21 protein-coding genes are annotated in these 23,158 nt (G+C 63.8%); 12 read left to right on the forward strand and 9 right to left on the reverse strand.

Features of this window, described 5'->3' with window-relative positions:
* Together lnt and H290_RS0114360 are read left to right on the forward strand one after the other, a co-directional pair.
* Complete coding sequence (gene lnt / locus H290_RS0114355) at positions 1 to 1,626, forward strand: apolipoprotein N-acyltransferase (RefSeq protein WP_020107506.1); 1,626 nt, start codon at positions 1 to 3, stop codon at positions 1,624 to 1,626.
* Entirely contained in the window at positions 1,610 to 2,401 is a 792-nt protein-coding gene (locus tag H290_RS0114360; protein ID WP_081631586.1) for a polyprenol monophosphomannose synthase, read from the forward strand. Before lnt ends, H290_RS0114360 begins: the two co-directional genes overlap by 17 nt.
* 100 nt (positions 2,402 to 2,501) lie before the next feature.
* On the opposite strand, the gene H290_RS0114365 is transcribed toward H290_RS0114360, so the two are convergent.
* On the reverse strand, positions 2,502 to 2,846 hold the full coding sequence (locus H290_RS0114365) for an RNA polymerase-binding protein RbpA (protein WP_028463190.1): 345 nt from the start codon (positions 2,844 to 2,846) through the stop codon (positions 2,502 to 2,504).
* Between the two features lie 146 nt (positions 2,847 to 2,992).
* Between H290_RS0114365 and H290_RS0114370 the strand changes: the two genes are divergently transcribed.
* The gene (locus H290_RS0114370; protein ID WP_020107509.1) at positions 2,993 to 3,343 is read left to right on the forward strand and encodes a hypothetical protein; all 351 of its coding nucleotides are present in this window, start codon (positions 2,993 to 2,995) and stop codon (positions 3,341 to 3,343) included.
* A 29-nt stretch (positions 3,344 to 3,372) separates the two neighbouring features.
* On the opposite strand, the gene H290_RS28625 is transcribed toward H290_RS0114370, so the two are convergent.
* The 7 genes from H290_RS28625 to H290_RS0114405 are packed head-to-tail and all read right to left on the reverse strand — an operon-like array spanning position 3,373 to position 12,185.
* A complete protein-coding gene (locus H290_RS28625; protein ID WP_155976854.1) occupies positions 3,373 to 4,977 on the reverse strand; it encodes a TerD family protein in 1,605 nt (534 codons plus the stop codon).
* A 37-nt stretch (positions 4,978 to 5,014) separates the two neighbouring features.
* Complete coding sequence (locus tag H290_RS0114380) at positions 5,015 to 6,337, reverse strand: TerD family protein (RefSeq protein ID WP_020107511.1); 1,323 nt, start codon at positions 6,335 to 6,337, stop codon at positions 5,015 to 5,017.
* Positions 6,337 to 7,302 carry an HAD family hydrolase gene (locus H290_RS28630; RefSeq protein WP_231373703.1) on the reverse strand — a complete coding sequence of 322 codons (966 nt, stop codon included), beginning with the start codon at positions 7,300 to 7,302 and terminating at the stop codon, positions 6,337 to 6,339. Before H290_RS28630 ends, H290_RS0114380 begins: the two co-directional genes overlap by 1 nt.
* Positions 7,299 to 8,432: a cysteine protease StiP family protein gene (locus tag H290_RS0114390; RefSeq protein ID WP_020107513.1), complete on the reverse strand. Its 1,134-nt coding sequence runs from the start codon at positions 8,430 to 8,432 to the stop codon at positions 7,299 to 7,301. Before H290_RS0114390 ends, H290_RS28630 begins: the two co-directional genes overlap by 4 nt.
* Entirely contained in the window at positions 8,429 to 9,724 is a 1,296-nt protein-coding gene (locus H290_RS0114395) for a phosphoribosyltransferase family protein (protein WP_020107514.1), read from the reverse strand. The genes H290_RS0114390 and H290_RS0114395 overlap by 4 nt, the downstream gene beginning before the upstream one ends.
* Positions 9,721 to 10,980, reverse strand: a complete 1,260-nt coding sequence (locus H290_RS0114400; RefSeq protein WP_020107515.1) for an HpcH/HpaI aldolase/citrate lyase family protein — start codon at positions 10,978 to 10,980, stop codon at positions 9,721 to 9,723. The genes H290_RS0114395 and H290_RS0114400 overlap by 4 nt, the downstream gene beginning before the upstream one ends.
* On the reverse strand, positions 10,980 to 12,185 hold the full coding sequence (locus tag H290_RS0114405; RefSeq protein WP_155976855.1) for a hypothetical protein: 1,206 nt from the start codon (positions 12,183 to 12,185) through the stop codon (positions 10,980 to 10,982). The genes H290_RS0114400 and H290_RS0114405 overlap by 1 nt, the downstream gene beginning before the upstream one ends.
* 240 nt (positions 12,186 to 12,425) lie before the next feature.
* Between H290_RS0114405 and H290_RS0114410 the strand changes: the two genes are divergently transcribed.
* The 5 genes from H290_RS0114410 to H290_RS0114430 all read left to right on the forward strand — a co-directional run bounded on the left by H290_RS0114410 (position 12,426) and on the right by H290_RS0114430 (position 17,584).
* Entirely contained in the window at positions 12,426 to 13,001 is a 576-nt protein-coding gene (locus tag H290_RS0114410) for a TerD family protein (RefSeq protein ID WP_020107517.1), read from the forward strand.
* A gap of 113 nt (positions 13,002 to 13,114) precedes the next feature.
* Positions 13,115 to 14,242: a DUF475 domain-containing protein gene (locus tag H290_RS0114415; RefSeq protein ID WP_020107518.1), complete on the forward strand. Its 1,128-nt coding sequence runs from the start codon at positions 13,115 to 13,117 to the stop codon at positions 14,240 to 14,242.
* A gap of 129 nt (positions 14,243 to 14,371) precedes the next feature.
* A complete protein-coding gene (locus H290_RS0114420; protein ID WP_020107519.1) occupies positions 14,372 to 15,481 on the forward strand; it encodes a ferredoxin reductase in 1,110 nt (369 codons plus the stop codon).
* A 53-nt stretch (positions 15,482 to 15,534) separates the two neighbouring features.
* Positions 15,535 to 16,773 carry a fatty acid desaturase gene (locus H290_RS0114425; RefSeq protein ID WP_020107520.1) on the forward strand — a complete coding sequence of 413 codons (1,239 nt, stop codon included), beginning with the start codon at positions 15,535 to 15,537 and terminating at the stop codon, positions 16,771 to 16,773.
* 43 nt (positions 16,774 to 16,816) lie between these two features.
* Positions 16,817 to 17,584: an adenylate/guanylate cyclase domain-containing protein gene (locus H290_RS0114430; protein WP_020107521.1), complete on the forward strand. Its 768-nt coding sequence runs from the start codon at positions 16,817 to 16,819 to the stop codon at positions 17,582 to 17,584.
* On the opposite strand, the gene H290_RS28635 is transcribed toward H290_RS0114430, so the two are convergent.
* Positions 17,557 to 18,183, reverse strand: coding sequence for a TetR/AcrR family transcriptional regulator (locus tag H290_RS28635; RefSeq protein ID WP_196809547.1), 627 nt, complete (start codon positions 18,181 to 18,183; stop codon positions 17,557 to 17,559). The two genes, H290_RS0114430 and H290_RS28635, sit on opposite strands and share 28 nt — an antisense overlap.
* 125 nt (positions 18,184 to 18,308) lie before the next feature.
* Between H290_RS28635 and H290_RS0114440 the strand changes: the two genes are divergently transcribed.
* The 4 genes from H290_RS0114440 (at position 18,309) to malQ (ending at position 23,151) form a co-directional block, all read left to right on the forward strand.
* The gene (locus tag H290_RS0114440) at positions 18,309 to 18,794 is read left to right on the forward strand and encodes a PaaI family thioesterase (RefSeq protein ID WP_020107523.1); all 486 of its coding nucleotides are present in this window, start codon (positions 18,309 to 18,311) and stop codon (positions 18,792 to 18,794) included.
* Positions 18,795 to 18,843: 49 nt separating this feature from the next.
* On the forward strand, positions 18,844 to 20,226 hold the full coding sequence (locus H290_RS0114445) for a bifunctional phosphatase PAP2/diacylglycerol kinase family protein (protein WP_020107524.1): 1,383 nt from the start codon (positions 18,844 to 18,846) through the stop codon (positions 20,224 to 20,226).
* A 365-nt stretch (positions 20,227 to 20,591) separates the two neighbouring features.
* Positions 20,592 to 20,978: a VOC family protein gene (locus H290_RS0114450; protein ID WP_020107525.1), complete on the forward strand. Its 387-nt coding sequence runs from the start codon at positions 20,592 to 20,594 to the stop codon at positions 20,976 to 20,978.
* 52 nt (positions 20,979 to 21,030) lie between these two features.
* Positions 21,031 to 23,151 (forward strand): 4-alpha-glucanotransferase, encoded by a 2,121-nt coding sequence (gene malQ / locus H290_RS0114455; protein WP_028463193.1) that lies wholly within the window; start codon positions 21,031 to 21,033, stop codon positions 23,149 to 23,151.
* Positions 23,152 to 23,158 lie beyond the last annotated feature (7 nt).

Raw genomic sequence — 23,158 nt, forward strand, 5'->3', positions numbered from 1 at the left:
ATGGTGGATTCACGCGCGTCGGCGATCTCTGCCCGCATCGGTTCTTTTGTCAGGACGCCGATGGTCGTCCGGACCGTTGCCGCCGCGATCGGCGGTGTACTGATGTGGGCGGCGTTCCCGCCCCGCAATCTCTGGTTCCTCGGTATCGCCTCGTTCGCTGTGCTCGCGTTGTCCCTGAAAGACGTCCCCCGATTTCGTGACGGCTTCCTCTACGGCTTTGCCTATGGGCTCGGGTTCTTCCTGCCGCTGCTGCCCTGGATCGGCGTGTATGTCGGCCCGTTGCCGTGGGTGGCGCTGGCGGTCGTGATGTCGCTGTACACCGGCCTGTTCGGCGTGCTGGCCGTCCGCCTGATCCGGCTACCGGCCTGGCCGCTGTGGTTTGCGCTGGCGTGGGTCACCGTCGAGTGGGCGCGCTCGTCATTTCCCTTTGGCGGATTTCCCTGGGGGCGTGCCGCATTCGGGCAAGTCGGTGGTCCGATGCTGTCGCTGGCCTCGCTTGGTGGGGCACCGCTGGTGTCCTTTGCCCTCGCATTGACCGGCGCCGGACTGGCGGCTGTGGTGACGTGGGCGGTCGCCGCGCCGCGGCAGTGGACTCGGTTGATTCCGGCGCTGATCATGACTCTTGTCACGCCGATTGTCGCCGCACTCCTGTGGCCGTCGGTCGATTCCCGCAACGATTCCGACGACCAGATCACCATCGCAGCCATCCAGGGAAACGTCCCGCGGCTGGGTCTGGACTTCAACTCCCAACGACGCGCAGTCCTCGACAACCACGTCCGCGAAACGATCGCGCTCGCCGCCGCGGTGCGGGCCGGTGAGCAACCCAGGCCGGATCTGGTGATCTGGCCCGAGAACGCCTCCGACATCGATCCCACCGTCAATGAAGACGCCGCCGAACAGATCACCATGGCGTCCGTGGCGATCGATGCCCCGATTCTGGTGGGAACGCTGGTCCAGAATCCCGATGGCCGGCCCACCAACACCGTGCTGGTGTGGGATGGACGGCAGGCATCGGACGGTCTGCAGATCCAGGGTCGCTACGACAAGCAGATCATCCAGCCGTTCGGCGAATATTTGCCCTGGCGAAGCTTTTTCACGCATTTCTCGTCGTACGCCGCGTCTGCCGGCAACTTCAAACCGGGTAGCGGCCCCGGTGTTGTCGAGGTGGAAACCTACACCGGGAAATCGGTGACGGTGGGCATCTCGACCTGCTGGGAGATCGCCTTCGACCGATCGGCTCGTAAGGCCGTCCAGTCGGGTGCGGAGTTCTTGGCGGTGCCGACGAACAACGCCACTTTCGGACGCACCCAGATGACCTACCAACAGCTCGCGATGTCGCAGTTGCGCGCAGTCGAGCACGGTCGCGCGGTGGTGGTTGCGGCAACGACCGGAGTCAGCGCCATCGTCGCGCCCGACGGGCACACCACCGCCCGCAGTGGATTCTTCGAACCGGCCATGATGGTGGAGTCGATACCGCTGCACACAGACCAGACGATCGCCACCAAAGTCGGACCGTGGCCGGAACGCCTGGCCGTACTCTTGACGGTCTGCGGGTTTTTGTTCCTGGTGGTACCAGGCATTAGGTTACGGGGATGGTCAAAGGAGGAGCATGGTGACGGGGCCTGAGGACAACTCACGGACTACCGATCCAGTCGTGGGGGCGGACGGGGCGGGAACCCTGGTGATCATCCCGACCTTCAACGAGATCGAGAATCTGCCACTGATCGTGAAGCGGGTCCAGGCGGTCCAGCCGGCGGTGCACATTCTCGTCGTCGACGACAGCAGCCCGGACGGCACCGGTGACCTCGCCGACGAACTGGCCGCCGCCGATGGTGCCGGCCGGATCCACGTCATGCACCGCACCGTGAAGAACGGTCTCGGGGCTGCGTACATCAACGGCTTCGAATGGGGCCTGGCCCGTGATTACGCGGTCCTGGTGGAGATGGATGCAGACGGCAGTCACGCTCCCGAGGAGCTGCACCGATTGCTCGACCGGATCAACGCCGGCGCCGACCTGGTGATCGGATCTCGTTACGTCCCCGGTGGCACGGTGGTGAACTGGCCGCGACGTCGAGAGATCCTGTCCCGCGGCGGCAACATCTACTCGCGGCTCGCTCTCGGTGTGTCGATCAAGGACATCACCGGCGGCTACCGGGCCTACCGACGCCACGTGCTCGAGACACTGGATCTCGGTGCGATCGAATCGCACGGCTACTGCTTCCAGGTCGATCTCGGCTGGCGCACCATCCGCGCCGGTTTCGATGTGGCCGAGGTTCCCATCACGTTCACCGAACGTGAGCTGGGGGAATCGAAGATGAGCGGCAGCATCGTCCGCGAAGCCGCGTTCAAGGTGCCCCGCTGGGGCCTGACGCACCGCCTCGACAAGCTGCGCAAGAAGTAGCACCACAGCCAAACGAGCCACCTATACGAAGACGAGCCACAAATATGTGGCTCGTCTTTGTATATGTGGCTCGTTTGCGTTGAGCCGACCTGTCAGACCTCTAGCTGCTGGTGCCTCGACGGCGGGCCTTGAGGAGGTCGAGTCGCTCGGTCAGGAGCACCTCGAGCTCTTCTTCGCTGCGACGCTCGAGAAGCATGTCCCAGTGGGTGCGCGGCGGCTTGACCTTCTTCTCTTCGGTGACAACACCCTCGAGAATGGTGCCTTCCATACCGTTCTTGCACGGCCACGTCGACGGGATCTCAGCCTCGTCGGAGAACGGAATGTCGAAGATCTCGCCGTTGTCGGTGCGGTACTTCACCATGCGCCGCGGCGCGAGGTCATGATCGCGATCGGTCTCGTAGCTCACCGCTCCGAGGCGGCTGCCGCGTAGGACTCGATCTGCCATAACTACTATCCCTTCGTTGAATTACCTTCCCATCTTACGCGTGCCGGTGCGTGTCCTGCTAAATTCCACCGCCGTCGTGCGCCGCGCCCCGGGTCAGGGGTCCTGAATTCCGGTCTCCTCGACTGTGCGGAGTAATCTCACTGACTATGGAGCCCCAGGCCACAGCGTCTCGACGCGGCACCGCACGCAACAACTGCGCCTGGTGTGGACGCGAAATCGTCGAGTCCGAGGTCGGCCGTCGCCGCAAGTACTGCAAGCAATCCTGTCGTCAACGCGCCTATGAACAACGCAACCTGGTCGCCGGATCTTCCATCCCCGCAGACTCGGTGGTCCTCAGCGCCGGTGAGGCCGAGGATCTGATCGAACGTCTCTTCCGACTCCGGTGTGCGGCCGAGGACATCGCCACCGCCGTCGACGAGGAGGCCGACCGGTCCGAACTCGCGGAACTCGGCGCTGAACTCGTGGCGCTGGCCAAAGAAGCCGAACGCTGGCGATAGCAATCCACCGGCGACCGGCAACCGAACGGTCAGGTGTGCGGCCCCGCGTTCGACGGAGACTGCCCGCTTCGAAGACTCGCAACGATCTGCTGGGCCGCCACCGATTGCGGATCGAGCTCTTCGGCCGTGAGAGTCCACTCCAGCCCGACCCACGGGTCGTGGGCAAGCGCATGGTCGGTCACCGGTAGCACCAGCGTGGAGTCGGCGATCGCTGCCACCAGCGGATCGCCGTCGTGGTCGTCGAGCGAGCCGGCGAACACGAACGACCAGCCCAGCCGGATTCCGCGATCTACAATGCGTAGGAGTCTTGCCAGGTCGGCGTGTTCCCAGCCGAACGGCAAATCCGCGATGACCACCACCCGCACACCGAAGGCATCATCGCTGCCCCGGTCATCGGGGCCGGCCTGCAACGCCATCATGTTCAGATCGATGGCCGACTCGAGCACGGTGAGACGAGGGGCCACGGCATCAGGGGTGGTCACGGGAGGCGCCAACAGCAGCGGTGCCAGGAGGTCGGTCAGCGCCGTGAGCTTGCCGGTGAGATCCAGGATGTCGATGGTGACACCGTCGCCGGATACCGCGGAGAATGTTCGTGCGGCCGTGACCAGTCGCACTGTCAACGACGTGACCACCGCGACCACCGATTGACCGGTCTCGAGCACCCACAGTGGCCGTGGCACCGGCGTCGGTACGCAGTAGGGGAGGCGTAGCTCTCCGCGCTCCGGTGCCGACAGGTCTGCCAGTCGCAAACCACTTCCGGTGTGACCGCCGGCCCGCGACCATGCCGGCGACTGCCACGACGCCATCGCCGGAGGCAATTGCGGGTCGAGCGCCGCAAGCTCGTCCATCAGGACTCGGGAGTCGGAGTCGAACCTCTCCCGTGCCGCCGTCACCAGATCGTCGCATCGCTTCTGCGCGGCCTCCCGTCGGCGGGCCACCTCAGGTGAGTTGCGCTGCGACGCATCGGACAACGTATCGGCGAGTTCCCGATCGAGGCGATCGTGGGCGAATCGTTCGGATTGAACGAAACCCGCCGCCGAGCGGGCCGCGTCTTCGAAGATGACGTGCGCTCGCTCGATCGCAGCCCCGTAATCGGTTCCCAGCGGGGTCATCTCGGGCGGGAGATCGTGAGAGGCAGGGGCAGTACCCGGAGTCTCGTCGACTTCGACGCCATGGCTGGTCAGCAATTGCGCCAGACCACCGAGGTAGCCCTGGCCCAGCGCGCGCACTTTCCACTGACCGGATCGCTGGTACAGCTCGAAACACAGCAGTGCGGTCTCGCCGAGGTTCGGTCGCAACGACAGCCCGAATCTCGACGACCCCACGCTGCCGGTCAGTTCCGCACGCATCCCCGACATCGCGAGTTCCCCAGGGACGTCATCGAATCCGACTGCGCACAGCACACGTGCACCCGGCCGCAGGGCGTCGAGATCGATCGACAACTGCCCGTCGGACAGCGTGACACCGGGTGTTGTCGGCTGGTTGAAGAAAACGACGTCATCGGAGTCGGATACCTGAAGCCGGTCATCGACAACGAGCCCGATGACATCGACGTCGAAACCCGTTGCCGTGACCGAAAACTTCAGGGCATGTTCACCGGCCGGAGCGTTCTGACCGGCGACCAGCTCATTCATCTGGCGTTGTTCCTCCCGGACCCGCACACCTGCGGGTCTATTTCATGAAGTCGTTCGACAGAAAACGCTGCAGCTGCGGCAATGCTTCGCCGGCATGGCGAGCCGTGATTCCTTCGCCGATCGCCTGGAGCTTCCAGACCCCGCCTTCGCGGAACACCTTTGCCATCACGACGCCGGTGAACGCCATACCGCCGGCAAGGGTGTAACGAGCCAGTTCGGAGTTGGTCGTCTGGTCCACGAGACGGCAGAACGCATTGGCGACCTGTTCAAAGGTCTGACCCCGGTACGAGGTGACGATGAAGATGAGAGCGTTGACGTGCATCGGCACCCTTGTCAGGTCAACGGTGACCACCTCGTCATCGCCCTCGCCGGCACCGGTGAGGTTGTCACCGAGGTGGCGGATCGATCCGTCCTTCGACGTCAGCTGGCCGTAGTAGACGACGTCGGCCGCCTGGGTGTCGGCGAACATGACCACCGAGGCGTCCAGATCGATGTCGGGGCTGCGGTTGCCGAACATCTTCTTGACCACCACCGGATCCCAACCGAGACCCATCTGGATGTTGGTAAGTGCGACTCCGCCGTCCTTGTTCAGCGAAACACGTTGTCCCTTGCTCAAACTGACCGGCTGGCCCTTTCGCAGGCTGACCTCCGGCCGGCCGGCCGGAGCTGCCGGCGGCTGCGGTGGAGCGTACCCGGCGGCAGGCGCAGCCGGCGCGGCCTGCGGCGGTCGCGAGTAGCTCGGTGCCGGCTGCTGCGACGGGTAACTGGGCGGCTGCTGCGACGGGTAACTGGGTGCCGGCGGAGCGGGCGGTGCAGGCGCAGGAGGCGTCGGTGCCGGAGGAGTTGCTACCGGCGGGGTCGCTGCGGGTGCGTCGTCCACCGAAACGCCGTGATCGGTGACCAGCGCCGCAAAACCACCCGCGTAACCCTGGCCGACGGCGCGAACCTTCCAGTCGCCGCCGCGGCGGTAGACCTCCAGCGCGATCACGATCGACTCCGTGCCCAGACCCTCGACGCGGTACTCATACAACGGCTGTCCACCGGACAGGACGCGCGCGACCGGGGGCGCGACAGCTCCGAAGGTGCCACTGTCGAGAGTGATGACCGCACGGACCACCGCGATATCGGCGGGGACCGAACCAAGCACGATCGAGAGGGTGCCGATGCCCGCACCCGTCTGCAGGGTGACGCCCGGCCCCGAAGGCTGGTTGTAGAAGACGAAGTCGGCGTCGGTCCGGACCTTCAGATTATCGGTGACCAGCAACGCCGAGAGGTCACCGGCAGCCGCCAGATCGACGGTGATGTCCACCGTCGATGCATTGAGCGGACCGTTTTGCCCCTTGACCAGAGTTGTTGTCATCACCTGAGCCCTTCGTTGGGTATTGAATTGTCTGCCACGGCCGAACCAGTCGGCGCGATGGACGGAATGTCCGTTTCAACGACGGACTCCATTGTGCCTGTCCGCTCTATCAGCCACTCCAGCATCTCCTCCGATGCCGCCAGACCGCTTCCGGTCGTGACCACGACATCAGGGTGCTGCCAATCGAGTTCTTCGAGCTCACCGTGCCGCGGTCGGATCGCGGCGTCGGACCCGACCAGCATCGGTTGATCCAGGACACCGTCGCCGGCAGCCAGACTCACTCGGGGCCACACGGACATCCGCCGGCGGACCTCTTCGACAGCGATGTGTTTGGTGATCGGATTCGGCATCACATAGATCTTCCGGCCCTGCCGGGAGACGTTCCAGCCGACCTCGGCGGCCCACCTGGCCCATGTCGGCACGACATCAGGCGGCAGCAGGTCGAGTTCGACGACCACGTAGCAGAACAGTCCGTCGGCGATGCGCAGTGTGCGTAGCCAGGGCGTGTCACGGGCGTCGCTGTCCAGGCGCCGGTAGACGTCGTCGATTCCGGCACCCAGGCTGCCGAGCAGTCCGGCAACATGCGTGGACCAGGCCTCGTCGGGTTCACCGTGGACCAGGATGTTGCCGCCATTGCTGGTGATCGCGAATTCCGGTGTACCCAGCGGTAATTCGATGCGACGGTACTGTTCGATGGTCCTCGTTGTCGTCGGTACGACCTGGGCTATCCGGTCGAGTTCGAGGAGCGACCCAATGGCGGCCTCCGACATGTACGACTGCGGTTTTCCCTGGTAGATCTCCACACATCGGGCCGCCGCCAGCAACGCCTCGGCACGCGAGGCATCCGGGGCACCCTGGGTGATCGCATTGGCCGAATAGATCAGGGTCCGATCCATGTCCAGCGTCACCAATACCGGTGACCTGGTCAGCGACACCCGGCCAGTACTGCTCACGGTACTGCTCACGAGACCTCTTTCACCAGGCCCACAGCGCTGTATGCCAGCTCCGGGACAACTTCGACGGGCACAGATCGAGCTCGCGCCAATGCTCGAATATGCTCGTGCGCAGGATCATCGGCATCCTGCACCAGGACACGCCAGGGCACCCGGCGAAGCAGAACCCGGGTCGTCTCACCCACACCGGGCTTCACAAAGTTCACCGATGAGATCCCGTACTGCTCTCGAATGGACTCGACAGAGCGCCATCCTGACCAGGTCGGAGACCGGTCCGAGGACACGATGTCGGAGTATCGCTGCGTGGCCTCTGCTGCGGCGGAATCGAATTCGGCGGTGACGGCATCGAGGAGCACCGCCGACACGTCCTGGTCGATCAGTTCCGAGTAGAACTTCGCGCCGTGGAAGTCGTCCGGACCGATGAGCTGGTCGTTCAGGACAGTGCGCGAAACCAAGCCCGACACAGTCGAATTCAGGCATGCCGAGGCGATCAGGAAATCATCGCGGGTGCCGTAGGTGCGTACGCAGGAACCTGGATCGGCGAGGACCGCGAGGTCGGGGTTGAATCGGGGACCACCGCCCTGCGCGAGCTCGTCCAGTGCAGCCGTGAGTTCCTTGGTGATCGCACCCTTGCCCGTCCAGCCGTCGACGAACACGACATTTTGGGGATCATGGTGTGCGGCCAGGTATCTCATCGCATTGGCGTCGATTCCACGGTCCCGGACAATCGACACCGCATAGTGCGGCAGATCCAGTCCATGGCGGTACTGTGCCCATCGCCGCATCAGGACACCGACGGGTGTCCCGGCACGGGCGAGCGAGACGAGGACAACATCGGTACCCCGTTCGGCGAGCACCAGGTCGGTGACGGCACCCACCGCGACAGCCAGCCGGTGGGCACTCTCGCCGAGAACTCGATGAAAGAGTTCCTGATACGCGGCATCGGGCTGAAACTCCACCGGCAAGGTTTCGGCGTAGTGCGCCAGTCCTGCCTGTATCTGCTGTTCCCGGGAAGCGACATCGGCCTCGAGTGCCACATGCGACAGGTCTTTGAGGAGCCAGCGCACCTCATCGGGGGCGTAGCTGCCGAAGGCCGGTCCGACCAGCGGCACGCCGAAACCGGTTTCCTGCGCCGCGCTCACTGTTGCCCCCGAGTCGCCCGCAGAGCGCGGTGGTCGGTGCCCGGAACGATCACCACGAGAACGTCATCGCCACCGCGGCGCAGGGTTTCGAGCAGTCCGTCCGGCGCGGTCAGTGCCACCGTGTCGGCGGGGGAGTCGACGACAACAACCAGCTGGGCGCCGGGGTGTTCGCGGGTTGCGTTGTACAGGAACCGATCCGGCGCGGCATCGGGTTCGGGCGCAATGAAGTGATATCCACGACGAAGCGGGTAGCCCTTGTGGTCGATGACGTGGGCAGGGGACCGGGTGGTGGTCTGGCTCAAGATGGGGGCTTCGACAACCGACGACAACTCACCGGCGATCCGCTGGGGCAAGTACATGAACTCCTCGTGTCCGATGACGATCACCGGACGTGCCGGGTCCAACACGGCGGCCACCTGCCCGGCGATCACTGTCACGGCCTGATCGAATGCGGGCCAATCGCCACGACCGAATCCGTACCGTCCACCATCGGGGACGTGTTCGGGCCACGACACCTCCAGTCGTTCGAGGCGGCCGGGGCTACCGGGATGTTGCTGCGGTCCGGGCGGCAGCGCCACAACCTGCGCGGGCAGGTCGTCAGGGATGTGGGTGACACCTTGCGCGAGGCTGATGAACACGATGTCGACGCCCACGTCGCGGGCCCGTTCCTGACACCGGGTCACATCGCGGTCGGTGCGCATGTCGACCAGGGACGCCACGATGTACAGCGATCGGTGATGCACCTCCTGCATCGAGCGGATGGCATCCAGTGCCGTGGCGCCGGTGGATATCTCGTCGTCGACCAGCACCACCGGAAGGTCGGTGTGCAGGCTTTGTGGATCGGTGGGGACCACCAGGTGGTCGGTCGCGTGCGAATGACCTTCTTCGAAACGCGCGATCACCGGCACATCGGATTCGAACCGCCGGGTCGACTGCAAATAGTGCCCCGCACCCATCCGGTGAGCGACGGCATGCCCCAAACCCGTTGCCGTCTCGGCAAATCCGAACACGAGAGCATCAGTGGCACCGTGATCATGCAACGCCGACGTGACCAGATCACCGAGATCGCCGGCCGCGGCAAAGATCACAGCCGGTGGCACCGGGATGTGTTTACCCAGCACGGTCGACACCCAGAGGTGTGCGCGCTTGGGGTTGCGACGGAGGCCGGATCGCACCAGATCCTCGACGCGCCACCCGCGATGACCACTGACATGTTCGGCACGCAGCCCGAACTCCGATGTGGCATAAGAAGTGACCGGCGCACTGACCTGCCGGCTATCGGTTCCGCTCACGGCTCCACCACCGATGCCAGCAGGTCGACAACGCCGATCTCGGGTTGGAGGACACCGAATGCCTGCGCCCGGACGAGCGTCTTGTCAGCCCAATTACGGTGTGGGCGACGCTCATTCATCTTGTTCCGATAGGCCGACGGTTCGACACCTCCGGAATCGTCGACTCCGAGGATCGCGACGGCGTCGACGTACTCCTCGTGGGAGACCGCGCTCATCGCATGCACCACATTCACGTGAGAGGGATGGATGACAGTCTTGCCCTGAAGTCCATTTGCATGGTCGAGTACCAGTTCCCGCAGTAGTCCATCGAGGTCCCGGCTGACCAGGTGGGTGCGAAAACGCACCGCGTCGATCTGCTCGAATGGGGTGTGCCGCAGCAACGGCCGGAACATCCGGTCGTGAGTGTTGTAGTACTCCCAGACCGGTCCGGTGATGGTGAAGCCGGTGCCGTCCGTCCGCCCGAGGACGTTGACGATCGCGCCGATTACCTCGGCCACCGGCTGCACGTCGTAGATCGTGAGGTCGGGGTCCCGCCGGATTCCGAAGGCGCCACACATGTCGGTGGCGCCGATCCGAACGGCGAGGATCTTCTCCCGATGCTTGCCGAGCAGGTCACGAATGCTGCTCAGTGCCTGCATTCTGGACTCGAGGTGCAAAACCTCCGTGGACTCGATGATCGGCATCGCGTACAGCATCCGGCCGGAATCTGCGATCGCGCCGTCGATCCGGTTCAGGTAGCCCTCGCCGCTCACGGCGGTGAACTTCGGCAGTACAAATCCGGCGAGTATCTCGATCCCACGGTCCAGCCGTCCGAGCAGTTCGTCGATCTGTTCGGCCGTGCGGACCCGGACGAAGAGCAAAGGGACGCCGGCCGCTTGGTCGGCGAGGTCGTCGAGCGCTGCCACCAGGTTTGTCATCGCGGCCGCGACCTGATGGTCGGCGATCGCATCCTCGAGGTCGATGACCATCGATGTCGACCCGTTGCGCCCCTGCCTCAGAATCAATTCGGGCAGGCGATCCCGGATCGCGGGGATATACAGGGTGGCGCCTATCGCCACACTGAGCAGCTCTGGTGTCGAATCGACGTCGATCGTTTCGGGAAACCGGTGAAACAGGCGTTCGCGTTCGGCCTCGTCGAGCGCAGCGAAATGCTGAATATTTGCGGTGTCACTTGAGCTTTCACCGTTGTTTGGTTGTTGTTCATCTGCCTGCTCACGGTGGCCACTTTCACCGCCGGAGATGGCTTGTTTGATCATCAGCGTCGCGCCTCGTCCTTCATTTTGCTCACGACTCCGGTGACGAAGTCAGAGATGGTTCGCAGGTCGACCAGATAACCCCAGAAATCAGGATGCCGCCCGGTCAGTGCAGCAACAGCCCGGTCCACGCGCAACACCTGCGCATCGAGAACCGAACCCCATTGTTTGACCAACCCCAGGTTCACCGCAAGCAATTGCGCGTCTCGGATCTGAAAGCGCACTCTACCGGCGGCCGCCGGTGGGTCCCTCCTCACGTCGCGAAGTTCATTCAGTCGATCGGTGACACCGTCCACGAGTTCCTCGGCGTCGGTGAGCACTTTCCGCGCGCGTTTGACCGCAGCGAGCGACGCTTCCGGATCCGATTCGAGTGTGGTTGCCGCGGTGTCGATTTCAGCAGCGGCCCGCAGGAGGTCCTCGGCACTTCGCCGGTCATGACCGATGAGATCTGCCGAACACGCAGCGCTGAACTCACGCAGGAGCGCGGAGTACGCCTCGGGCATCCGCTCACTGCGATTGCGGACCGCCGCCAGCCGCGTCCGCACGGACGCCAGCGCAGCACGGGCTTCCTTGTTCTTGCTCGGCGCCTCCGCGATTGCCTGCTGCAATTTCTTGATCGAGGCCTGCATCTGGGCAGTTCGCGCCTGCAACTCCGCCCGATCTCCGCCCTGCGAGACGTGTAGCTGAGCGGCCTCGAACTGCAGTCGAACCTGATCATGGTGCTGCACAGCATCTTTGATCGACCCGTAGCCCAGCTGGTCGGCCGACAAGGCGCCGAGCTGGTCCGCGAGCTGGTCGGATTCCCGGCGGACGCGGGCGGCTTGGTCCGGAATCGCGCCGTATGTGGATCGAGCATGCTCGATCTGGGTCGAATGCTGCTCATAGAAGCGGTCCAGCCGGTGTATCGACTCGGTGATCTGGTTCGACGTCCGCTGGTACTCCGCGAGCGGGGCGGTGGTATCCGCGCTGCTCAGCGCAAGATACTGATTGATGGTCTCGTAACACCCATCGCGGATCGGTGCGAATGCCCGGACGAGGTCGTCCGACAGGCCCAAGGTCGCCGCGGCATCGACGCCCTCGGCAAGAATCGACAACCGCTGATCGAGTTCCAGGAACCCGGAAACCATGTCGTTTCGGGCATGGGTGATGGCGTCGGTGGGCCCGCCACCGACGTCACGGCTATCTCGTCGAAACCAGCGCCTGGCCACACGCGCATCCTACTGGGAGCGTGGATTTCCGCCGCCCGAGGTGACCGGCAGAGCGTCGCCATGGCGGCGACTGTCATTCGATCTGTGCATGTATTGAATCAATTTTTGTAGGTATCGGAGTGGACGCTGCCACCGATGTCCATATTCACGTACGGTTGACCGCAAGGCTCGGCTCACCGCCAGAGTTGGCATGCGGGTCGGCCTCACTCAACTTTGAATCAACCTCAGGAAGGTACTGACATGGGCGTCAGCTTGAGCAAGGGTGGCAACGTCTCTTTGACCAAAGAGGCTCCGAACCTGACCGCAGTGGCAGTCGGACTCGGCTGGGACATTCGTTCCACCACCGGCACTGACTTCGACCTGGATGCCAGCGCCATCGGAGCCGGAGCCGACAAGAAGGTCGTCTCCGATCAGCACTTCATCTTCTTCAACAACCTGCGCTCGCCGGACGGCTCGATCGAGCACACCGGTGACAACACCACCGGTGAGGGTGAAGGCGACGACGAGGTCATCAACGTCGATCTCTCTGCGGTGCCGCCGAACATCGAATCGGTGGTCTTTCCCGTATCGATCTACGACGCCGACAGCCGTTCGCAGTCGTTCGGCCAGGTTCGGAACGCTTACATCCGCGTCACCGACCGCTCCAACAACAACGAACTCGCCCGCTACGACCTCTCCGAGGACGCCTCCACCGAGACCGCGATGGTGTTCGGCGAGCTGTACCGCAACGGTGCCGAGTGGAAGTTCCGTGCCATCGGCCAGGGCTACGCCTCCGGACTCGCCGGCATCGCCCGCGATTACGGTGTCAACGTCTAGTCAGCGCCCGACACGTCGATATTCGACGTCGTATAGTTCAGCACTATCGCGGAGCCTTCCGGGGTTCCGCGATAGTGCTGTTACCGCGTAAGCGCAAGAAATAAGGAGCACGGGTGGTCATCCGCACATTCGGGATCTCGGTCCTCGTAACGATCGTCTCGTTGGGCGTTGCGTACCTCTATGGGGGCTGGACCGCGCTGGCGCTCTGCTTGATCCTCGGTGTTCTGGAAGTGTCGTTGTCGTTCGACAACGCGGTCATCAACGCGACCGTGCTCGAGAAGATGAGTGACTTCTGGCAGAAGATCTTCCTGACCATCGGCATCCTCATCGCCGTCTTCGGCATGCGTCTGCTGTTCCCTTTGCTCATCGTGTGGGTCACCTCTGGACTGAATCCGGTCGAAGCATTCGACCTGGCGATGAACGTGCCCCCAGAGGGCTCCGGTCAGCAATCGTATGAAGAGATCCTCACCGCGGCGCATCCGCAGATCGCGGCCTTTGGCGGCATGTTCCTGTTCATGCTCTTCCTCAATTTCATCCTCGAGGACAATGAGATCAAATGGCTGACGTGGCTGGAGAAGCCCCTCGCCAAGATCGGCAGGCTCGACCATCTTGCTGTCATCATCGCCGGTGGCAGTCTCGTCCTGATCGCCGAGCTCCTCGCGCCGGATGACGAGCGCGCGACGGTGATGGTGGCCGGAGTCCTCGGCATGATCACCTACATCGCGGTCAACAGCCTCGGGGAGCTGTTCCACACCGAAGAACTCGCCGCCGAGCACGAACAGCACGAACTGGCAGAGAAGACCGGCGGCCCTACCGATCTCGCAAAAGCAACGGGCAAGGCGGGTTTCTTCCTGTTCCTGTACCTCGAGGTCCTCGACGCATCATTCTCGTTCGACGGTGTCATCGGTGCGTTTGCCATCACCGCGGATCCGATCATCATCGCCCTGGGCCTCGGATTCATCGGCGCGATGTTCGTCCGGTCGATCACGGTCTACCTGGTTCGCGCCGGCACGTTGTCCGAGTACCGCTATCTCGAACACGGCGCTCACTGGGCGATCGGTGCCCTCGCGTTGATCCTGTTCTTCTCCATCAAGTGGCACATCAACGAAATCATCACCGGACTCGTCGGTGTCGCGTTCATCGGCGCGGCCGCGGTGTCGAGCATCTACGCCAACCGCCGCGAAGAAGCCGCTGAAGCCCTCTCGGACGATTCCGAAAAGGATGTAGCTGCCACCAGCTGATGTGCCGTTCCGCTGGACGCGGATCGGCCCATCCGTGCGGTGTACATGTGTACACTCGAACTCGCACATGGGTCATGGGGATGCCAAGCATCGCCGGCCCTCCGGAGCAATCAGCGAGGGGAGTGTGGAGTGGGTCTCCTGAAATGGAGCAAGCGTCCGGCCGCGAAGGTTCAGGCGGCGCGCCCGGAGGTCAATGTCGTGCGCGGCCTTGTGGCCAGAGCGACCACACCGTTGTTGCCGGACGACTATTTGCACCTGCTGAACCCGCTGTGGTCGGCACGTGAACTCCGCGGAAAGATCGTCGAGGTCCGCAAGGAAACTCCCGACACGGCCACCGTCGACATCAAAACCGGGTGGGGATTCAGTCACAAATACCGGCCCGGGCAATACGTGGGGATCGGGCTGCAGATCGCCGGTCGCTGGCATTGGCGCTCGTACTCTCTGACATCCATCGCGGGCGATGGAAAAGTCATCTCCGTCACGGTCAAGGCCAACCCGGACGGATTCCTGTCCAGCCACCTCGTCGACGGCGTGCAGCCGGGCACCGTCATCCGGCTTGCCGCCCCCAAAGGTGATTTCTCGCTACCGAATCCGCCACCGGAGAAGATCCTCTTCCTCACTGCCGGCTCCGGCGTGACACCGGTGATGGCCATGCTCCGGGCGCTCGACGGACGCGGACAGATGCCTGACGTGGTGCACATCCACTCCGCACCGGATCGCGAGAATGTCATCTTTCACGACGAACTCGTCAGATTAGAGAGCAAGTCGGATGGGTACAGGCTGAAGATGCGTCTGACCCGCGTGGACGGCAAGGTCGACTTGGACGACCTGTCGCCGGTGGTACCCGACTGGCAGGAACGGGAATGCTGGGCGTGTGGCCCGGTGGAGATGCTCGATGCCGCCGAGCGGGTCTGGGAAAGCCACGGACTCCGAGACCGGCTGCACATCGAGCGGTTTGCCATCGCGCGGACCGACAAGGGCGGTGAAGGTGGCAAGGTGACGTTTGCCAAGTCCGGCAAGGACGCAGATATCGACGGGGCCACAACACTTTTGGAGGCGGGTGAAGAACTCGGTATCCAGATGCCGTTCGGCTGCCGGATGGGGATCTGCCAATCGTGTGTGGTCCCGCTGGCCGGGGGATACGTTCGAGACCTGCGCAGCGGGGACGAACGAAGAGAAGGAGACCGAATCCAGACATGTATCAGCACCGTGTCTGGTGAATGCACGCTGGATCTTTAGGCCGTTGGGCCGGACACGTGCGAACCGACAAGTCAGACAGGGGGTAGTCGCACATGGCGATCACCGATATCGACCGATACGCACACCTGACCGAGGCGGATATAGAGGCTCTGGGCCGCGAGTTCGACGCCATTCGACGGGACATCGAAGAATCCCGCGGAGAGCCCGATGCCCGCTACATCCGGAGAGCGATTGCGGTGCAACGCACCCTGGCCGCCGGTGGGCGAGCAGTACTGTTCGCCAGCAACAAGAAGCCGGCGTGGATCGCCGGGACCGCCATGCTGGGCCTGGCCAAGATCATCGAAAACATGGAACTCGGGCACAACGTCATGCACGGGCAGTGGGATTGGATGAATGATCCCGAAATCCATTCCTCGTCATGGGAATGGGACACGACATGCCCGAGTGTTCAGTGGAAACATTCCCACAACTTCATCCATCACAAGTACACCAACATCGTCGGTCTCGACGACGACGTGGGCTACGGGATCTTGCGTGTCACGCGCGATCAGCGGTGGGAGTGGTGGAATCTGGGCAACCCGATTTACAACTTCCTCCTGGGCACCTTCTTCGAGTACGGGGTGGCCTTGCACCACGTGGAAACCGAAAAGGTCCGAAAAGGCCAGAAGAGTATGCGCGAGGTCGCGAAGGACCTGAAGATCATCGGGCGCAAGGTGGGCAAGCAGGCCGCGAAGGACTATCTGATCTTCCCTGCCCTGTCCGGGCCCAACTGGAAATACACCATCACCGCCAATATCACGGCGAACTTCATCAGGAACTACTGGACGTACGCGGTCATCTTCTGTGGACACTTCCCTGATGGTGCCGAGAAGTTCACCAAGGCCGAGTATGACAACGAAGATCAGGCCCGCTGGTACTTGCGACAGATGTTGGGGTCGGCCAACTTTCGCGCCGGGCCACTGATGCGGTTCATGTCCGGCAACCTGAGCCATCAGATCGAGCACCATCTCTTCCCGGATCTGCCGAGTAACCGTTACGAGGAGATCGGGGTCCGTGTTCGCGAACTCTGCGACAAGTACGACCTGCCGTACACCACGGGTTCGCTGGCACATCAGTATCTGCAGACCTTCCGGACCATCGCAAAGTTGGCGCTTCCCAACGCGATGCTGTCGGCGACCACCGACGATGCCCCGGAAACCGCTTCGGAGCTGCGTTTCAATGTTCGCGAAGGCGTCCAGACCACCTTCGGAATCGACCCCGAAACCGGACGGCGCCGTGGCCTGCGAACCGCACTGCGTGAGCTTCGTGATTCGAAGGTGAAGGTGGCCTGACATCGATCGGCGGGCAGCACAGACGCGGCGCGGCGCACGCCGGGTGGGGGAGTTCCTCGCCAAGACCGACGGCAATGCGTCCGTGGTCCGTCTGGCGCGGGCAGTTCGAACCAGAACCCCGGGTGCCGGTGCCGAGGTCAACCCGGACAGATTGCGCAATTCAGACCGGGTCGCCGAACTGATCGCTCAGGCGCGAGGCGAAAAGCCCAGCGCTGTACGCGAACTGGGGTTGGCCGCCGTCGAGTCATGGCAGGCATTCGTGACTCGGCGGGGCAACACCAAGCCGTCGGTTGACGGTCCGGTGACCATTCTGTTCACCGATCTGGTCGGTTTCTCCACCTGGGCCCTCGGTGCGGGCGACGATGCCGTTCTGGCGCTGCTCGGTGAGGTGAACAGAGCGAGCGAGGAGATCATCGCCCGGCGTGGGGGCACGGTGACCAAGTACCTGGGTGACGGACTGATGGCAGTTTTCCGCGACGGAACCGACGCCATCGAGGCCGCTCACGAAGCCGGCCTTGCCGTCTCCGCCATCACTCTCGACGGCTACCGGCCGGCGTTGCGGGCCGGCCTGCACACCGGTGAGCCACGTGCCGTCGGCGATGATTTCCTCGGTGTCGATGTGAATATCGCCGCGCGGGTGGCGGACGCCGCGTCGGCGGGTGAGGTCCTGGCCACCGAGGCCACACTGGCCTGCACCGATGAAACCAAGTACATCAAGCGGCGCAGGCGCTTTCGCGCCAAAGGAACCCCAAAAGACCTCGTGGTGTATGCCGTGTTCCCACGCTACGACGATGTGGCCGATGACGTTTGATCAACCCTGGGCAGTGAACGATAGAGCGCTTTCAACTGCTCGGCCGCAACGTCAAGCGACCTGACGTCGCCCTGACTGCGGCATTGCACAATCGAGCCCTCGATCGCGTTCACCGCAAAGAGCCCGAAGTCCTGGGCGGGCCCGGTAGCGACGCCGTCCGTCACCGCCGCCTGCGTGAGTAGTTCCTGCCACCTGTCGAACGCGACGTTGGCCGTGGCAGCAACCTCGGGTTCGTCCGGGGCGGACATGGCAGCAGCGAGCACCGGACAGCCCAATGTGAACCCTGAATCGACCAGTTCTCGCTTCCACCACTTGATCAGTCCGTCGATGGCGTCGACGGGAGTACGCGTTGCCGTGAGGTGAGCGATGAACGATGACATCTGCTCGCCGGCCGCAGTGGTGGCATTTGCGATGAGTTCAGATTTTCCGTCAGGAAAGTGCTGGTAGATGGAATTTCGGGCGGAACCGCTGCGCTTGAGGAGGTCGGCCACACTGGTTGCGAACACCCCTCGGCGCCGAACCAGGTCGATGGCCGTGCTGACCAGACGCTCCCGCGGCCCTGCTGTGCCGTCGAACTGCTGAATCGGATCGCCGGTCACCCTCTCGCCTCCCACTGTCTCGCCTCGTGCGGTTTCCATCATTGAATAGACCGGTCGGTCCAGCAGGATGCTAGGCTCGCTTCACATGGACCAACTGGTCCACAACTTACCAGGAAGGACCGCCCATGACTGCCCCAGTCGAACCTTCGGACACCGCAACTGCGGCAACGCCGTCACCTCGCATCGAGGAGATGACCGGGCTCGAGGTTCTCCGGCATTTCACCTCACTCACCGATCGGCAACCGAATATCGGGCAGCTGATGGGTATGGAGTACGAAAGCCTCGAGGTCGGAGAGGTTCGATTCAGTCTCGTTACCCGCCCGGACATGACCAACCCGATCGGATCACTCCACGGCGGAGTGTGCGCCACACTCCTCGATTCTGTGATGGGTTGCGCAGTCCACAGCACCCTGCCGGCAGGCGTCGGCTACGGAACCCTGGAACTCAAGGTCAACTACATCCGCTCGGTTCCCACCGATGGACGTCGAATCATCGGTCACGGCAAGGTGATCCACGTCGGACGCCGGACCGCGACGGCCGAAGGTCAGGTGTATGACGAGAGCGGCAAACTGCTTGCCCATGCCACCACCACGTGCATCATCCACAGCTGATCGGGCGATGCACCCAACTCGAACCGGTCGCGGTACCTAGACTGCACTGGTGAGTGAAAACAGCAGATCAAGCCTCGCGCGCGATCCCCGTCGTGCCGAACCCGCGCTGCGATATCTGACCTTGTCGGCAAATCATGGCAAACTCTGGTTCACCGTCGCAGGCGTGCTTGCCTGCGGCGGAAACCGTTATCGCCGAGCGGGTCTGCGTGGAGTCGGTTCGCTGGCAGGGGCGAGTTTCCTGTCGAATGCGGTACTCAAGCCGATGTTCGACCGACGTCGTCCAGAGGTTGATCCGTTGCTCCCACCCGCACTGCGCCGGATGCCCTGGACGTCGTCGTTTCCCAGTGGGCACAGCGCATCGGCGGCCGCCTTTGCCGTGGGCGCGGCGCTGGAGCGTCCACGGACGCTGTTCGTCCTGGCGCCGCTGGCCACCGCAGTCGCGTATTCGCGGGTTTACCTCGGCGTCCATCATCGGAGCGATGTTGTTGCCGGTGTGGCGGTCGGGGCGGCGGTGGCCTACGCCGGCCACTATCTCTGGCCGGCCCCACCGGGGGGTGCGGCCCGGACAGCACCCGGGACAGCACCGGCGCTACCCGACGGCGAGGGTTTGACCGTCGTGACAAATCGACGTTCCGGCAGTTCACACGGAGCCGAGGACGCGATCCGCGAGGCTCTGCCGCTGGCCCGGATCGTGCAGTGGGATCCCGATACCCCGTTGGCCGAACAGGTCGCTTCCGATGCTCGCGCTCTGGCGGTGGCCGGGGGCGATGGCACCGTTGCCACGGTTGCGCAGTTGGCCATCGATCGGGATCTGCCGCTGGCAGTCTTCCCGTCCGGGACCCTCAATCATTTCGCCAAGGCACTCGACCTCGAAGCCTTCGCGGACACCGCGGCGGCCGTGGTCTCGGGGTCCGCCGGGACAGTCGATGTGGGACGGGTCAATGGGAAGATCTTTCTCAACACCGCCGGACTGGGCGGGTACCCGGAAATGGTCCGGCTCCGTGAGCGCCTCGAACACCGGATCGGGAAGTGGCCGGCCGCTGCCTATGCGATGTATCGGACATTCAAGGGCACCAAGCCGATCCGGCTCGACATCAACGGTGAAGAGCATCCGGTGTGGGCCATCTTTGTCGGCAACGGGACCTATCGCCCACGCGGTCTCAATCCGGCGACCCGTTCTGATCTCGCCGATGGAGTTCTGGACCTGCAGTATCTCCGAGCGGATAAGCGACTCGGACGGACCACGGCCGTGATCGCATCCCTCTTCGGAACCGTCGCGCAGACCAGGGTGCTGGGTTCGGTCCAGTCGGATCGAATCGAGGTCCGATCATTGTCCGGCCCCATCCGGTCCGCACATGACGGGGAGGTCGAGGATCCCGTGGACAACATCGTCATCCAGGTCGAACCTCGAGCACTCACCGTCTACCGCTGATCCCGTCTAGATCACCTTCGGCCCCGGCATCGGGGTCGCCGGGTCGGGTCCAGGCGGGCTCGGCACCGGATCAGGTGAGGGGATTGGCGGCTCCGGCTCCGGTATCGGTGGTGTCGGAGGCTCGGTACCCGGATCGGGCCGGGGTGGATCAGGGGCTGGTATCGGTTGTCCCACAGTCGAACTCCTCACATCAGTCGACACAGCGTGTGCCGTCCGGTTTCGACCGGAGCACAGGGACAAGATTCTGCATCACATGCACTCCACCTCCACCTTTACCACCAATGCGCCCATCCGACGAGGAAGCGAGAAACGCGCCATCGCCGATCCTGCGCGGAGATGACCGATTCGTCCGGTAGACAAGACACATGGACGTTCTCAGTGGCCGAATCATCCTGCGCCCGGCCGACCCCGACACAACGCTGGCGTTCTATCGCGATCAACTGGGACTGGCCATCGCCCGGGAGTATCCGGGCGGAACCGTCTTCTTCGGCGGCGGCACACTGATCGAGGTCGCCGCACACCTGGCAGGCGGCGACGGCCCCAGCACATCAGTGCTGTGGCTTCAGGTGCGCGACCTCGCGGCCACACAGGCCGAGCTGGAAGGCCGCGGCGTCGAGATCGTCCGTGAGGCCCGGACCGAACCCTGGGGGCTGATCGAGATGCACATCACCGACCCCGACGGTACGTCCATCATCCTGGTTCAGGTACCCGCAGACCACCCGTTGCGTAAGGATCTGCGAACACCCGACTAACCGCGGGTTGTTTGGTCAGCGCGACCTGCCCGAACCTGGCAGCATCAAGATCGTGGGCTACGTGGAGCAGCTGAGAGATCTTGCCGAACGCTGTGGCGTCGCCACGGCCTACGAGGGATGGGACAAGGCCAAGCGCGAGGTCTCCGTCGAGACCCTGCAACACATCCTCGCCGCACTCGGGGTTCCGGCCTCGTCTTCGGAGGAGATCGATCAGGCGCGGACCGATCTCGAATTCGGTCCCTGGCGCCGCACACTCCCACCGGTCGTCGTGGTCATCGAGGGCGCCGAGGCCACCATCGAAGTCCATGTGCCACACGGCGACGCCGTGCAGTTGTGGGTGATCACCGAAGACGGTGACCGGAGAGATGCCCCTCAGCTCAACATCTGGGTGGATCCCCGGGAGGTCGACGGAGCGCTTGTCGGCCGCGCCACTTTCGCCATTCCGCCGGGACTACCGACCGGCTGGCACACTGTGCACGCTGCGGTCGGCGACGACCCCGACGGACTCCCGATCGCGCAGTGCACGCTGGCCGTGACACCGGCCCGACTGACGACCGCCGACAGGTTGTCCCACGATCAACGGTGGGGCCTTGCGACGCAGTTGTATTCGGTGCGGTCACGTCGTTCGTGGGGGATCGGAGACCTGTCCGACCTCGCCGACATCGCTCATGTCGCAGGTTCGGTCCACGGTGCCGACTACGTGCTCGTCAATCCATTGCACGCCGCCGAGCCGCAGCCGCCGATGGAGAGATCGCCGTACCTGCCGACCACCAGACGCTTCGTCAACCCCATCTACATACGCGTCGAAGACATCCCCGAAGCCTCAATGCTCACCGATGAGGCCCATCACCAGATGCGGGCCCTTGCCGCAAAGCTCGCCAAGTTGAACACGGATCCCCACCGGATTCGGCGCAATTCGGTGTACCGGGCCAAGTTACGGATCCTCGAGTCCGTCTTCCGCGTCCCGCTGAGCCCACGTCGCCGCGGGAAACTCGACAAATACCTGGCCGAGGAAGGCCACGGCCTGCTCGAGTTCGCGACATGGTGTGCACTGATCGAGAAATACGGCGCAGCCAGCCCGAAATGGCGAAAGACGTTGCGCGACCCCGAGGGTGTGGCCCATCTGCGGATCAAACTCGCCGATCGGATCGCGTTTTACAGCTGGCTGCAATGGATCTGCGACGAACAGTTGGCCACGGCACAGCAGGTTGCACTCGACGCCGGTATGGAGATCGGCATCATCCTCGATCTGGCGGTCGGTGTGCAGCAGGGTGGCGCGGATGCCTGGGCTCTCGGTGATGTGTTGACCACCGGTGTCTCCGTGGGTGCACCACCGGATGCCTTCAATCAGCAAGGGCAGCTATGGAATCAGCCGCCGTGGCATCCACGGCGCCTGGCGGAGGAAGGCTACCTTCCGTACCGCGACATGCTCCGGACGATCCTGAGGCGGGCGGGGGGTGTGCGGATCGATCACATCCTGGGCCTGTTCCGGCTCTGGTGGATCCCGGCCGGCGCATCACCGGCCGCCGGCACCTATGTGCGGTTCGATCATGAGGCCCTGATCGGGATCCTGGTGCTCGAAGCGCAACGCGCCGGAGCCGTGGTCATCGGCGAAGACCTGGGGGTGTTCGAGCCGATGGTGCAGGATTACCTCAGCGCTCGGGGCATCCTGGGTACATCGATCCTGTGGTTCGAACACGGCGACCACGCACCCATTCCGCCGGAGTCATACCGGCGTTTGTGTTTGACCTCCGTCAACACCCATGACCTGCCACCGACCGCGGGATACCTGGCAGGAGAACATATTCGGCTACGCGCGGAACTCGGACTGCTCGAACAGGACGAAGCGACCGAACGCGCGGCCGACGCCCGCGATCGGGACGCCATCATCCAGATGGCCCGCGACCGGGGTCTGATCACGGACGACGCCGACACCGAGGCCGTGGTCGACGGACTGCACGCTTTGGTCGCGCGCAGCCCGTCCGTGCTCCTCGGTGTCGCACTGGTCGATGCGGTGGGTGAACGCCGGATCCAGAATCAACCGGGAACCGACGAAAGTCAGTACTCCAACTGGTCGATCCCGCTGGCCGATGGTGACGAGAATCCGGTCCTGGTGGAGGATCTCGCCGACCACAAGCGTTTTGTCCGGCTGGTGCGCGCGCTCCGACGATGATCCACCG

The sequence above is a fragment of the Nocardia sp. 348MFTsu5.1 genome (assembly GCF_000383535.1).
Classification (GTDB): domain Bacteria; phylum Actinomycetota; class Actinomycetes; order Mycobacteriales; family Mycobacteriaceae; genus Williamsia; species Williamsia faeni.